The organism is Pseudoalteromonas sp. DY56-GL22, assembly GCF_041414715.1.
GTDB classification, from domain to species: Bacteria; Pseudomonadota; Gammaproteobacteria; order Enterobacterales; family Alteromonadaceae; genus Pseudoalteromonas; species Pseudoalteromonas simplex.
Window position 1 is genome coordinate 104945 of sequence record NZ_JANHZR010000002.1, and the last position, 13211, is coordinate 118155.

General features: G+C 40.4%; 13 protein-coding genes. 10 read left to right on the forward strand and 3 right to left on the reverse strand.

Translation table 11 applies throughout. From position 1 onward, the window contains the following. Positions 1 to 8: 8 nt before the first annotated feature. Entirely contained in the window at positions 9 to 2381 is a 2373-nt protein-coding gene (locus NO991_RS04490; protein WP_166339406.1) for an EAL domain-containing protein, read from the reverse strand. Between the two features lie 191 nt (positions 2382 to 2572). On the opposite strand from NO991_RS04490, the gene pyrC reads away from it, so the two are divergent. The 10 genes from pyrC (at position 2573) to NO991_RS04540 (ending at position 11691) form a co-directional block, all read left to right on the forward strand. After that, a complete protein-coding gene (gene pyrC, locus NO991_RS04495; protein ID WP_054551562.1) occupies positions 2573 to 3619 on the forward strand; it encodes a dihydroorotase in 1047 nt (348 codons plus the stop codon). 340 nt (positions 3620 to 3959) lie between these two features. Further along, on the forward strand, positions 3960 to 4169 hold the full coding sequence (locus NO991_RS04500) for a cold-shock protein (RefSeq protein ID WP_036967526.1): 210 nt from the start codon (positions 3960 to 3962) through the stop codon (positions 4167 to 4169). 408 nt (positions 4170 to 4577) lie between these two features. Continuing rightward, positions 4578 to 5192: a response regulator transcription factor gene (locus tag NO991_RS04505; RefSeq protein ID WP_082389172.1), complete on the forward strand. Its 615-nt coding sequence runs from the start codon at positions 4578 to 4580 to the stop codon at positions 5190 to 5192. A 466-nt stretch (positions 5193 to 5658) separates the two neighbouring features. After that, on the forward strand, positions 5659 to 6429 hold the full coding sequence (locus tag NO991_RS04510; protein ID WP_054551560.1) for a DUF3450 domain-containing protein: 771 nt from the start codon (positions 5659 to 5661) through the stop codon (positions 6427 to 6429). A 6-nt stretch (positions 6430 to 6435) separates the two neighbouring features. Further along, positions 6436 to 7800 (forward strand): MotA/TolQ/ExbB proton channel family protein, encoded by a 1365-nt coding sequence (locus tag NO991_RS04515; RefSeq protein ID WP_054551559.1) that lies wholly within the window; start codon positions 6436 to 6438, stop codon positions 7798 to 7800. Continuing rightward, entirely contained in the window at positions 7800 to 8324 is a 525-nt protein-coding gene (locus tag NO991_RS04520) for a MotA/TolQ/ExbB proton channel family protein (protein ID WP_054551558.1), read from the forward strand. Before NO991_RS04515 ends, NO991_RS04520 begins: the two co-directional genes overlap by 1 nt. 14 nt (positions 8325 to 8338) lie before the next feature. Next, positions 8339 to 8743, forward strand: a complete 405-nt coding sequence (locus NO991_RS04525; RefSeq protein WP_054551557.1) for a biopolymer transporter ExbD — start codon at positions 8339 to 8341, stop codon at positions 8741 to 8743. Beyond that, positions 8743 to 9360 (forward strand): energy transducer TonB, encoded by a 618-nt coding sequence (locus NO991_RS04530; protein WP_054551556.1) that lies wholly within the window; start codon positions 8743 to 8745, stop codon positions 9358 to 9360. The genes NO991_RS04525 and NO991_RS04530 overlap by 1 nt, the downstream gene beginning before the upstream one ends. An 11-nt stretch (positions 9361 to 9371) precedes the next feature. Continuing rightward, a complete protein-coding gene (locus NO991_RS04535) occupies positions 9372 to 10631 on the forward strand; it encodes a tetratricopeptide repeat protein (RefSeq protein ID WP_054551555.1) in 1260 nt (419 codons plus the stop codon). Between the two features lie 55 nt (positions 10632 to 10686). Then, the gene (locus tag NO991_RS04540) at positions 10687 to 11691 is read left to right on the forward strand and encodes a hypothetical protein (protein ID WP_371351714.1); all 1005 of its coding nucleotides are present in this window, start codon (positions 10687 to 10689) and stop codon (positions 11689 to 11691) included. 14 nt (positions 11692 to 11705) lie between these two features. On the opposite strand, the gene NO991_RS04545 is transcribed toward NO991_RS04540, so the two are convergent. Both NO991_RS04545 and NO991_RS04550 read right to left on the reverse strand, forming a co-directional pair. Next, positions 11706 to 12041, reverse strand: a complete 336-nt coding sequence (locus tag NO991_RS04545) for a TraR/DksA C4-type zinc finger protein (protein WP_138601654.1) — start codon at positions 12039 to 12041, stop codon at positions 11706 to 11708. Between the two features lie 51 nt (positions 12042 to 12092). Then, a complete protein-coding gene (locus NO991_RS04550) occupies positions 12093 to 13070 on the reverse strand; it encodes a tRNA-dihydrouridine synthase (RefSeq protein WP_300419639.1) in 978 nt (325 codons plus the stop codon). Between the last annotated feature and the right edge of the window lie 141 nt (positions 13071 to 13211).

A 13211-nucleotide genomic window follows, 5' to 3' on the forward strand; every position in this document is an offset into this window, starting at 1 on the left:
ATCTTAGCTTATACCAATCCGTGAGTGATGACTTTTTCTGCTTCGCTGGCTGGCATTGGTTTCGCTTTTAAGAAGCCTTGACCAAACTTACATTGCGTTTGTTTTAAGATTGCCAATTGTTTTTCTGTTTCAATCCCTTCCGCAACAACATCGAGTTTTAACGACTGTGCTAACGATAATATGGCATCCACCAAGGGGTTGTGTGCTTTATTTAAATGATCGATAAAGCTTTTATCGATTTTTAAAATATGGATAGGTAATTGGTGTAAATAACCAAGCGCTGAGTAGCCAGTACCAAAATCATCTAAGCACAGTTTAACTTCAAGAGGCTCAAGGCCCTTAATGATTTTTGTTGCTAGCTCTAAATTACCAATTAGCCCAGATTCAGTGATTTCTAAGCACAGCGAGCCTAAAGGGAGTTTGTATTTAGAGTACAAAGCATGGATTTGCGCGACGAAGTCGAGACTTGCAAAATGACGTGATGACACATTCACGGTAATTCGGCCAAACGCTTTACCTTTACTTGCCCACAGTGCTATTTGCTTTGCCGCGAGTTCAAGCAAGTGTAAATCTAAGTTAATAATTTGGCCTGTGTCTTCTGCAACGGGTATAAAATCATTTGGCGAAACAAAGCCTTTACTTGGGTGATGCCAGCGCACAAGCGCCTCAAAGCCGACAACCTGTGCATCTTGAATAGCAAAAATTGGCTGGTAGTAAAGTTCAAAGTCGTCATGTTCAATACCATGCTGTAAATCATTTTCTATATCCGCATGGTTTTTAAGCTTTTTACGCATGGTATTGTTAAAAAACTTAACTTTACCGCGGCCTGATGACTTCGCCTCGTACATTGCAGCATCAGCATGCTGTAGTAGCTTATAAGCTTGATCGCGACTACTTTCACAAAACGCAACACCAATACTTGTGGATGCCTGAAGTAAGTGGCCATCAATATCAAGAGGCTCAGCGAGAACCTGTTGAATTCGTTCAAGGGCATCTTTAATTTGTTGTTTATCGGTGATGTTCTCCATAAAAATGGCAAACTCATCGCCCCCTAAGCGGGCAAAGGTATCGGTATTGCGGATGGTACCTAAGATTAACTCACAGATTTTTACCAAAAAGTGGTCACCAACCTCATGACCTAATGAATCATTGATACTTTTAAAACGGTCAAAGTCTAGATAGAGCAGGGCATGTTGGTGGCGCTTATCTGCTCTTGCCAAACGAAGGATCGCATGTTTAATACGCTCTATTAATAACGAGCGGTTAGCAAGGCCGGTTAATTCGTCGTGAAGAGCTCGGTGCTCAAGCTCTTGTCTTGATAATTGGCGGTCTATCGCCATGCTAATTTGGCGGCTCACATACGTGAGTAAGGCACGGTCATGTTCGTCATAGTGATAGCTTTTACTGTAACTTTGTACGGCGATAACACCACTAATACGCTCATTTACTTTAAATGGCACCCCTAGCCAAGACTCGGCCTGACGACCAACCATTTTAAAATGACCCGCATCAATGTGTTGTTGAAATTCTTCTTTCGTAAAAAGTAAAGATTGGTCGATGTTTAATAAATAATAAGATGCGGTGTCTTTTAGTTGTTCTTTCGATATTTTCTTATGGGCGTTAGAACGCACGCCTTCTTCGATAATGTAAACTAAATCAAGCACATCGAGTTGCTTGTCATACAGGCCAATAAAGAAGTTATCAGCCCTCAGTAAAGAGGTAATAATGCCGTGTAAAGATTCAAAGAAGCTATCTAGCTCGCTTGATTGATAGGTTAAGTTAGCGATTTGCAGCATCGAGCGTTCTAGCTTTTGTGCATCATTTAACTGCATCACAGTTTGCTGTAAGTCTTCTACGGTGCGAACTTGATTTATCTTGGCACTGAGTAAGTGGGCGACAGTTGATAAAATCTCTAAATGCGTATCATTGTAGTAATGTTTTTGCGGGTGCTCACAGTCAATGACACCCAGTACTTTTTCTTTGTAAACTAATGGTACGCAAAGCTCAGAAAGAGCAGGGCGAGAATCGGCAATATAACGCGGGTCTTGACTGACATCGCCAATCATTAAGGGTTTGCCAGTGCTTGCGACATAACCCGTAATACCTTGATCAAAGCTAATTTCTGTTCGGTCGATATGGTAAGTATCATGGCTACTTGCCGTGCCAATAGACGCCATTTCTTTTAGGGTACGTGTTTTATCGTCTGCTAGGTAAATGACACACTCTATAAAGCCCAGGCGGCTCACTACCTCTGATGTAACATATTCGAGTAACTCTTCAACTGTATCTAACTGCATTAGAGATGATGAGAACTGATTAATAATATGTAATTGGTCTGTTTTGACTTCAAGTGCAAAAGCCGTGTCTAAACTCTTAGGCATAGAATAAAAGGTAACCAAAATGTTGTATTAATTTATTACGTTAACCTACTATCAAACTATCCACAAAGTTATTTTCAAAAAAAACGTATACTGGTGTAAACTAGTCACCTGAAAATGAACTTGGGTAAATAAGCGAGGTTATTTGCTCAATGTTTATGCTATCCCCCTAACTTTAGCCGTGGAAACAAGCAATGTCAGATTTAAATTCGATGCAAACTCTAACAATTACACGCCCAGATGATTGGCACATTCATTTACGTGATGGTGAGCAACTCGTTGATACCGTTCGTGATGCAAGCCGTTACATGGGGCGAGCAATCATCATGCCTAACCTTGTTCCACCGGCAACTTGTACAGACACTGCATTATCTTACTATGAGCGAATTAAAGCTGCGGGCCCACAAGGTAACTTCGAACCATTAATGGTGCTTTACCTAACAGATAAAACTACGCCAGAAGAAATTAAAAAAGCTAAGGCAACAGGTAAAATTGTTGCTGCTAAACTGTACCCAGCTGGCGCGACGACCAACTCAGATTCTGGTGTGACATCAGTTAAGAATATTTACCCTGTACTTGAGGCAATGCAAGAAGTAGGGATGTTACTGTTAGTACATGGTGAAGTAACCGATTCATCAATTGATATTTTTGACCGTGAGAAGGTCTTCTTAGATACAATTTTAGCGGATGTAGTAAATGACTTTCCGAGTCTTAAAATTGTGCTTGAGCACATCACGACAAAAGATGCGGTAGAGTTTGTTAATAATGCACCAGAGAATGTTGCTGCAACCATTACTGCTCATCACCTTCTTTATAACCGTAATCATATGCTAGCAGGTGGTATTCGCCCGCATTATTACTGCTTACCTATTCTAAAGCGTAACATTCACCAACAAGCGTTAATTGGTGCTGCAACAAGCGGCAGCAAAAAGTTCTTCTTAGGCACTGACTCTGCACCACATTACAAAGACAAAAAAGAAGCGGCCTGTGGTTGTGCTGGTGCATATACTGCACATGCAGCTATTGAGCTTTATGCTGAAGCGTTTGAAGAAGCGGGTGCTTTAGACAAGCTTGAAGGTTTCGCGAGTCACTTCGGTCCTGACTTTTACGGTATGCCTCGAAACCAAGATACCATTACACTAGTAAAAGAGAGCTGGACAGTACCAGCTAGCTATAAACTAGGCGATTCAGAAGTGGTGCCAATCAAAGCAGAAGCACAAATGGACTGGCAAGTTAAGTAAGTTTTAGCAAGGTCTAAATCGAGAATAAAAAGCCCATCTATTTGATGGGCTTTTTTCATTTATAATTAATTGTTTATAAATAGTACTGTCATATATTTTTGTTTGAGCGGTTGACCTTAAAATTATTTTCGATTAATAGAGCTAAAAGCTATTTAATGTGTTAGTCTTAAATTGCTTTGAGTTTTTGCGTATTGAATTTACGGATAATGTGCGGCTGTACGGTTACCGGTTTGGTTATTGGTTCTTCCTGTACTTTACCCCAAGTTTATTGGGCATTCACTCAGGGAGGATAGAGCCATTATGGCTGAATTTTAATAATTGACTTACAGGAAAATTTGGTATGTCAAACACGGTTACTGGTAAAGTTAAGTTCTTCAACGAAGCTAAAGGTTTCGGTTTCATTGAACAAGAAAATGGCCCTGATGTATTCGTACACTTCAGCGCTATCACAGGTACAGGCTTCCGCACTCTAAGCGAAGGCCAGCAAGTATCTTTCGGCATCAAACAAGGTCAAAAAGGCCCTGAAGCTGAGAACGTAGAAGTAGCATAATTTATTATGTGAACCTAAGCATTTTGGTGAAACAGTTTCTGTTTCACCAAAATTCATTTACTCCCCAAATATCATACAGTTGTACCTAAACCTATTTAAACCTAAAGTATTGTGTTAGCCTTTTTTAATAGGTAATTCTTCTAGAACTTTCTCAACTATTCCTTTAAAGCTACTCTCGGTATCTAAAGTACTATATGCTCTTAGACTTAGTTAATTAAACATGACATTGATCGTTGTGTAAGTGAAGAATTTGATCTAACGAGAAAATTTAGTACTCATTTTCAGAGATTGTAGATTTTTTTACCAACATCTGAATTTCCCGCTAAACTTAATGATATATAAGACAGCGGTAATTTAAATGAGCAATAAAATACTCGTTTGATAGATATAATGAAGGTTTGCTAATTGATGAGCATAGGAAATAATATACTTTTGGTAGACGATCACCCGATGGTGGCAACAGCAATTAAAATGGTTTTATCCAAATCGACCTTAGTTAACGAAGTTCAAGCTGTTGGAAGTCAAAAAGAAGCACTACAATTTTTAAAAGCTAATAATGTAGCGTTAGCTATATTAGATATTGAGTTAGAAGACTCAGATGGTTTTAGCTTATACAAGCGGGCTGTTAGTGCAGGGTTTACTGGCAAAGTGTTATTCTTATCAGCTAAGCAAGATAAGCATATTATACGCACTGCAGCAAAGTTGGGAGCGCAAGGCTTCGTTAACAAAGCTGAAAGCCTTGAAGATATTTCTTCTGCAGTTGAAATGATCTTGCGTGGTTACACCTTTTTTCCTCAAGAGCATTTAATTGCTTCTGAAAAAGACATTGACGAGTTACTCACTGAGCGTGAACTCGCCGTAATGAATTACCTATTGCAAGGGCTATCGAATAAAGACATTGGTGAAAAACTTTTCATCAGTAACAAGACCGTCAGTACTTACAAAACAAAAATATTTGAAAAGCTTGAGGTTGATTCAGTTATCTCATTAGCTAAGCTAGTAAAAGACCGCGCCGTGTTCTAATGGCGGCAGTTATAAGTCAAGATTAAATCCCGTTTAATGTTTAGTAAGCAGTTTGCTTGCTTATTAAACATTCCCTGCCTGTAAATGCATAAAAATTCTTCTAATTAGATTTTTTAGATGAAAAAACTGAATTTTTTTTTCATTTTTCTTTACCGCTTTTTGATTTCAATAAATGTTACATTTATGTTTAAGTTTGAACGGAATATGAATGTGATGATTGTTACTAAAGGGCTATAGAAGCCTTACAGATGTGTGGCTGTTATATTTTTGTTAATTCGTTGTTTTGGTTATTTTCATATCAACGACGAGTCACCAAATTTTTCCGATGAAAGCCGAACATCAAGTTGACAGACTCAGATGCATTTAGCATTATTGGAGGGTTGATATCTATTAAAAGATATCAGGGTTGTCCTCTTCGGAGGGTAATTAAATTATAAAAGTAACATTACTTAATTGGTTGGGAACTATGTCTGTTAAAATCAGAAAGAGTCTTGTAGCATCAGCGTTGGTTGGCGCTTTTGCATTTGCAAGCAGCAATGTGATTGCAGATCCTTTGAAAGATGTGCAAGATGCAGGTCAACAAATTCAAAAGGCTGCTGTTAAGTCTCAAACTAAAATTGACAATGTATATGGTCAAACTCAAGAGCTAATCGCTGAGTACCGTAGCGTTGTTGACGAAACTGAGCTAATGAAGGTTTACAACGATCACGTAGCACGTTTGGTCGCTGACCAAAACGCTTCAATCGAATCGTTTGACCGTCAAATCGCAACTATCGATAACACGAAACAAAACGTTGTGCCTTTGATGTATCGCATGATCGATACGCTTGAGCAATTCATCAAAGCGGACGTTCCGTTCAATCTTGAAAACCGTCTAGCACGTGTTGAAAGACTTCGTGACATCATGGCGTCAGCTTCAGTTACTACATCTGAAAAATTCCGCCAAGTTCTTGAAGCTTACACTGTTGAAACTGCATACAGCTCAGCTGTAACTGCTTCTCAAGGTACTCTTGAGATCGATGGTAAGAGCATCAACGTTGACTTCGGTCGTTTAGGTCGTATCACTTACGTAGCTCAGTCTTTTGACCTTAAGCACGCGTGGGTGTGGGATAACAACACTAAACAGTGGAAAGAATTAGGTGAAGAATACCTAAAACCTGTTAAAGAAGTTATCCGTATGGCGCGTAAACAAGCGACATTAGAACTTGTTAAACTACCAATTTTTGGCGCGGAGTAATCAATAATGAAGAAACTATTTAAAGGTTTTGCTGTTGCAGCAGTACTATCTGTTTCTGCAGGTACCGCGCTTAATGCACACGCAAACACTGATGCTTTAGACAAAATTCTTGAGCAAGTTAAGCAAGAACGTATCTCTGAAGGCAAATTAAATAAGCAACGTGAACAAGAGTTCCTTTCAGCTCGTGCTGACAAGCAAGCGTTACTTAACAAAGCTAAAAGCGACCTAGCTGCTGAAAAAGCACGTGGTGACCGTTTAGCTAAAGAATATGCTCAAAACGAAAATACTTTAGCAGAAAAAGAGCAAGCTCTTTTAAATGCTCAAGGTACTTTAGGTGAGATGTTCGGTGTTGTACGTCGTGCAGCTGCTGATGCAATCGGTTCAATCGAAGCATCACTTGTTTCTGCTGAAAAACCAGGACGTGCTGAAGTACTTCGCTCACTAGCTGCTGCGAAAGAACTTCCAACTGTTCGTGAACTAGAAGAGCTTTGGATTTCTCTTCAAACTGAAATGACTGAGTCTGCTAAAGTTTCAACTTTCGAAACTGAAGTTGCAGGTCTTGACGGTTCATCTTCTGTGAAGAAAGTAACGCGTATCGGTAACTTCAACTTAGTAACTGACGACGGTTATTTAATCTACTCTCCAGAAACTAAAGCGATTCAACCTCTAGGTAAGCAACCTGATAGCTACATCCTAGCGGGTATCAGCGATTTAGAAGGTACTTCTGCAGATAACTACGCTGGCGTATACATCGACCCGACTCGTGGCGCGATCTTACGTATCAACACGCAGAAGAAATCACTAATGGAATACTACGAGCAAGGTGCTGAAGTAGGTTACATCATCACACTATTATTAGTTGTTGGTCTACTTATCTTTATCGTTCGTTTCATTGATCTTGCGCTTACTAGCACTAAGATTAAGAGCCAGCTTAAGAACCTTTCTACTCCGAATACAAACAACCCACTGGGTCGTATTCTTAAGGTTTACGCTGACAACAAGAATCAAGACGTTGAAAACCTTGAGCTTAAACTTGACGAAGCAATCCTACGTGAAACGCCTCGCATCGAAGCTGGTATCAACATCATCAAGATCTTGGCAGCAATCGCTCCATTACTAGGTCTACTAGGTACGGTAATCGGTATGATCCTTACGTTCCAAACAATCACATTGTTCGGTACAGGTGATCCGAAGATCATGGCTGGTAATATCTCTCTAGCACTTGTAACTACAGCGTTAGGTCTAATTGCAGCTCTACCACTTATCCTACTTCACTCAATTGTTGCGGGTCGTAGTAAGTCGGTTCTACATGTCCTTGATGAGCAAAGCGCTGGTATCATCGCTGCTCACGCGGAGAAGGAGAAAGCCTAATGCTAGTCCTGATGGAGATCTGGGAATCTATCAGGGATTTTGTTGGCACAGGCGGCCAGGTATTATACGTGGTCGCGATAGCACTCTTTCTTATGTGGGTTTTAATGATTGAGCGCTATTGGTTCCTACTAGCTGAGTTTCCTCGTATGACGAAGAACATTGTAGCTCAGTGGGATGCCCGCCAAGACACTACGTCTTGGTACGCACACAGAATCCGTGAAGCATGGATTTCTGAAGCGTCTGAAAAATTAGATCAGCGTATGTTGTTGATTAAGACATTAGTAGCTGTTTGTCCTTTAATCGGCTTATTAGGTACTGTAACGGGTATGATCGCGGTTTTCGAAACCATGGCTACTCAAGGTACTGGTAACGCACGTTTAATGGCATCAGGTATTTCAATGGCAACAATCCCAACAATGGCTGGAATGGTTGCGGCACTATCTGGAGTATTCTTTAGCTCACGTCTTGAAGCGAGAGCGAGAATGGCGAAAGCTAAACTTGTAGATAGCATGCCTCATCACTAGAGAGAGAATTAAATATGGCACGTAAACAACGTTTTCGTGAAGAAGAAGAAGCAGCGGTTGACATGACGCCAATGCTTGACATCGTATTTATCATGCTTATTTTCTTTATCGTAACTACATCGTTCGTTAAAGAGGCTGGTATCGAAGTCAATAAACCTAAAGCAGCTGCAGCTACGAAGCAAAAAAATGCAAACATTTTTGTTGCTATCCGCGCTGACGGTGCGATCTGGATTGATAAACAACAAGTAGACGTTGAGCGTGTATCAGCTAAACTTGAAAGTTTATTAGCAGAACAACCTACTGAAGTTGTAATTTTGCAAGCTGATAAAGAAGCAAAACACGGCGTAGTAGTTAAAGTTATGGACCAGATCAAAGCGACGGGTGATAACCTTAAAATTTCAATAGCTGGAGATCAGTAATGATTCGTTTTCTGTTTTCACTGATTGCAGGTGGGGCAGTTACTTTCGGCTTGTTCTACTTCATGGCGTACCTCATCTCCGGTGGAGCTGACCGTGCGACTGAACAAAAAGAACAGATCGTAGTCGAAATTATGACGAATCCGCCTGAATCTAAGGTGCAGGAGAGGAAGCGTGTTCCGCCTCCGCCTCCGCCACCGCCAAAGCAGCCGCCTAAACCGCAGCCGCCTCAGCCGGAAAACAGCAACCCTAACACTGGTGGTTTGTCATTTAATATGCCAAGCATCGATGTGGGTAGCACAGCTGGTGGCCTAAGTGGTCCAGGTGCATTTGGACGTGATGGTGACGCGACACCTATCGTTCGTATTGAACCAAAATACCCTACGCAAGCAGCGCGTGATGGTAAAGAAGGTTGGGTACAACTTTCATTCACTATCAATGAAGTGGGTGGTGTAGAAGATGTTGAAGTGATCGACGCCGATCCTAAACGTATCTTCGACCGCGAAGCTAAACGTGCGCTACGTAAGTGGAAGTACCGTCCGAAAATCATTGACGGCAAACCACAGAAGCAATTTGGTCTTCAAGTACAACTAGACTTTAAACTTAACCAAGGTAACTAAGGAGGCGAGTAATGAGAAATTTATCTAAAGTAACTGCACTTGCGCTTCTTATGTCTCTATCAGGTGTAGCTTTCACTGCACCTGCTTTAGCAGCGCCAGATTACGCGAAGATTGAAGCGCGTAAAAAAGCAAAAACTAAAGTAATGGGCGAGCGCGTTGGTAAAAAAGTTATTAAAGCGTTTGATTTGTACAATGAAGAGAAGCTTGATGAAGCGATTGCGTTACTTAAAGAAATCGATCCTTCGGATGAATTTGATAAGGCAACAGTCGATCGTTACTTAGGTCAAATGTACGCTCAAAAAGAGCAGTATCAATTGGCTATCAAGCATATCGCAGCGGCAGTTCAGCCTGACGTTTTAAATTTTGCTGACCAAGAGCAAGGCTTAAAACTTCTAGGTGATATGTACGCGGGTACTGAGCAATATGCAAAAGCGAAAGAAGCTTATGCAGCTTGGATGGACTTCACAGGTGAGGAAGACGACAAGGTTTATACACGTATTGCGCAAGCAAACTACGAGTTAAAACTTTTCAAAGACGTACTTCCTGCTGCAAACAAAGCAATTGAATTGGCAAAAGAACCTGCAAAGGCTGCTTACCAATTAAAGCTAGCTGCCTATTTTGAACTTAAACAGTACAAAAATATGGTAGGTGTTGCTGAAGAAATTGTTCGTGTTTGGCCTGAAGACAAAAAAGCCTGGGTTGGTTTAGGTAAATACTACCTTCAAACCGAAGACTTCAAGAAAGGTCTAGCGACCATGGAAGTTGCCTATAAAAATGGCTATTTTGAAAACGAAGTTGAATACAAAGTACTTTCTAACTTTTATTCGTTAAATGATATCCCTTACAAAGCAGCAGTTGTGCTTGAAAAGGCAATCAACGAAGAAAAAGTTAAGCGTAACAAGCAAAATATCAGTGCAGTGGCATCTAACTACCACCGTTCTAAAGATATTGAAAAAGCAGCTAAATACTATGAAGAAGCGGCTAAATTTGATGATGATGCTGAGCTTTACCGCAAAGCGGGTTCATTACTTTTACAATCGCAAAATTATAGTGCAGCCGTTGTTCGTTTGAACAAGGCAATAGAGTTAGGTTCTGACAAAAAAGGAACTATTTACTCTGATTTAGCTGAAGCTTATTACTACCAAGAGAAGTATAAGCAAGCTTATAACGCTATCACTAAAGCAATGGACGATCCGCGCACTCGCAAGTTTGCGAAGAGCTGGTCGACCTTCATCAAAGATAAAGCCGCTCGTAACGGTGTAAAAATCTAATTGATGTTGTTTTAATTAAAAAGCCCCTCTGGGGCTTTTTTTATGGAATTTTAAAATGCTAAGACAGATCGTATTATTAGTTGTCGCAAGTGTGATGCTGATAGCTTGCTCTGAGCAAACATCAGGTTTCAAAACATTTAGTGAAGGGCAGCAAGCGCTGCAAACTATTAATAATTTATTATCGACTCAAGAACAGCAAAGTGAAGCTGCTAGCTGGCCTTTCTCAGAAAGTTATTTGCAAGCACGTCATCAGGCTTATCAAGGACTAAAAACGACGACGTTAGATGTGTCACAACAGGCGCAATTGAACTATTTAATCATTGCTGAGCGTTATCCCGAACGTTACTTTGTGTGGCCTGTACAACGTGATGTTATTAGGCAAGCTCGTTTAGTAGATGACTATTCGGTAAATGAATTAGCTAACTGGCTAGAGTTAGTTGAAACGCAGTTAATTGCAGCTGAGCAAAGCAATCTGAAATTAAATAAAATCGAATTAACGCTTTTACATAATATGGTCAAATCGCACCTTGATAATAGCGATGACAGTGTACAAGCAGCACTAAACAAACTTAATCAATATTTAACTCAATATAAACCGCGTACAAAACTTGGTTTAGTCGGTTTGGCAAATGGTAAAGATTGGTATCAAAGTAAACTTAATTACTTTAGTGGTGAGACTAAGCCGCCTTTAACTTGGTTAAGTGAAATCCAGGCTTCGTTAAAGCAATCGCAGAATGCAGATTTTGTATTACCTGTATCAGACTCTCACGCTAAACCATTAGTAATGAACTATTTTGTAGAAAGTCATCAGCACACAGGTCTTGATTGGCAGCTTGATTATCTCGACCCGCTTAAAAGTAAGCGTAAACTCACACAAGATGAGCAATACTTCTGGCAAGTTATGATGGAAACCGACTTAGGAATTCATTATCACACATGGAGTGAACAGCAAGCACGTGTTAGTTTGATGAAGCGTCTAGGGGTAAATCAGCAACAAGCTGATTGGTTAATTGAGGATATCGTGCTTTATCCTGCGATGAGCTTTATTTTTATAAATTAGTACAGCGCTGCGCTCTATGGAGCGCATCGCCGACAGCGTTGGCTTGCAGGATCTGCAAGTAAACGTTCGTCATCAATTTTTTCTTCACAATCACAGCAATAGCCATACTGCCCAATATCGATTTGGCATAGTGCTGCTTCTAACTTTTCTATTCGAGCAATCAATATTTGATACTCAGAACCGAGATTATTTGCTGTCAGCTCTAACCAGTCTGAAGGGGAATGATCCTTGAGTTGCGATAGCAGTTGCTGATGATAGGCTTGATCAGAATTAGCCAGCATATCCAGTAAACGTTGTCGAACCTGCGCAAGTTCCGCAGATAACTTTGTTTGAATTTCAGTATTGTTCATCGCTTTTCTTCCAAGTGGGCAATACTGGTATTATCAAACAAAATCGATTTGCTAATTATGATTTGTATCAATACTCGGCGCTTTCGCGTACTTTCTTAGTACATCTGCAACTTCGTCTTTGGCTTTTAGGCGGCGGATCTCATCAAAAAGTGCGTTAGCTTGTGGGTATTGGCGCTTTAAATAGCCGAGCCATTGCTTAGTACGAGAAGCAAAATACTTTTCACATTTGCTCTCGTCTTGGTGCATAGATGAATGAATAATGTGGTATATCACATGCTCCCATAACATCGGAGTGTAATGCTCGTTTTCTGCATGAGATTTTATTTGTTTTGCTAGATCAGGCATCGCTAATGCACCACGACCAAGCATTAAATCTTGGCAATGACTGCGCTTTTGACAAAGCATGGCATCTTCAACTTGCCAAATTTCGCCATTAGCAACGACCGAAATATTTTTATCTTTGATCAACGGGGGGATTTTTTCCCAGTATGCCGGAGGGTTGTAACCATCTCTTTTAGTTCTGGCATGAATAGCAAGACTTGAAGCACCCGCGCTAACAACAGCATCAACAATTTCTTGGCTATTACTATCATCATCAAAACCAAGCCTAATTTTGGCACTAACTTCATGGCAAGGATCAACAGCATCACGTACGGCTTTAATAATTTCGTACATGTGCTCAGGGTCTTTTAACAGTACCGCACCACCTTTACTTTTGTTCACTGTTTTAGCTGGGCAACCAAAATTTAAGTCAATGCCATGGGAGCCTAGGCGTATTGCTTTGACGGCATTTGCTGCTAAAGCATGGGCAACTTGACCTAGCAACTGAATACGCACTGGCGTACCTGCACGGGTATAGCCACCGGTTTTTAGCTCAGGACAGTAGCGATGAAACACGCGTTCGGGCATTGTGTCTTCAACGACACGAACAAACTCTGTTACGCATAAATCAAATCCACCTAAATCAGTTAAGAGTTGTCGCATTTTAAAATCCACAACGCCTTCCATCGGTGCTAAAACTAGTCGCATGATACCTGTTAACTCATCAAAAATTAGGACGCGTATTCTAGCTTTTCTGGATTGTTTTATAAATCGTAATTTGCATTCTTGGCACTTTCAGAAAATAATTATAAAAATTTTGAAAGTAATTTTTAGTTCTCGGGTCTTGTT

What these genes read in the sequence shown, in the direction of transcription:
- NO991_RS04515 (WP_054551559.1), top strand. Translation starts at nt 6,436, where the DNA reads ATGAAGAAACTATTTAAAGGTTTTGCTGTTGCAGCAGTACTATCTGTT.
- NO991_RS04500 (WP_036967526.1), top strand. Translation starts at nt 3,960, where the DNA reads ATGTCAAACACGGTTACTGGTAAAGTTAAGTTCTTCAACGAAGCTAAA.
- NO991_RS04505 (WP_082389172.1), top strand. Translation starts at nt 4,578, where the DNA reads ATGAGCATAGGAAATAATATACTTTTGGTAGACGATCACCCGATGGTG.
- NO991_RS04520 (WP_054551558.1), top strand. Translation starts at nt 7,800, where the DNA reads ATGCTAGTCCTGATGGAGATCTGGGAATCTATCAGGGATTTTGTTGGC.
- NO991_RS04530 (WP_054551556.1), top strand. Translation starts at nt 8,743, where the DNA reads ATGATTCGTTTTCTGTTTTCACTGATTGCAGGTGGGGCAGTTACTTTC.
- NO991_RS04550 (WP_300419639.1), bottom strand. Translation starts at nt 13,070, where the DNA reads ATGCGACTAGTTTTAGCACCGATGGAAGGCGTTGTGGATTTTAAAATG.
- pyrC (WP_054551562.1), top strand. Translation starts at nt 2,573, where the DNA reads ATGTCAGATTTAAATTCGATGCAAACTCTAACAATTACACGCCCAGAT.
- NO991_RS04545 (WP_138601654.1), bottom strand. Translation starts at nt 12,041, where the DNA reads ATGAACAATACTGAAATTCAAACAAAGTTATCTGCGGAACTTGCGCAG.
- NO991_RS04525 (WP_054551557.1), top strand. Translation starts at nt 8,339, where the DNA reads ATGGCACGTAAACAACGTTTTCGTGAAGAAGAAGAAGCAGCGGTTGAC.
- NO991_RS04540 (WP_371351714.1), top strand. Translation starts at nt 10,687, where the DNA reads ATGCTAAGACAGATCGTATTATTAGTTGTCGCAAGTGTGATGCTGATA.
- NO991_RS04490 (WP_166339406.1), bottom strand. Translation starts at nt 2,381, where the DNA reads ATGCCTAAGAGTTTAGACACGGCTTTTGCACTTGAAGTCAAAACAGAC.
- NO991_RS04510 (WP_054551560.1), top strand. Translation starts at nt 5,659, where the DNA reads ATGTCTGTTAAAATCAGAAAGAGTCTTGTAGCATCAGCGTTGGTTGGC.
- NO991_RS04535 (WP_054551555.1), top strand. Translation starts at nt 9,372, where the DNA reads ATGAGAAATTTATCTAAAGTAACTGCACTTGCGCTTCTTATGTCTCTA.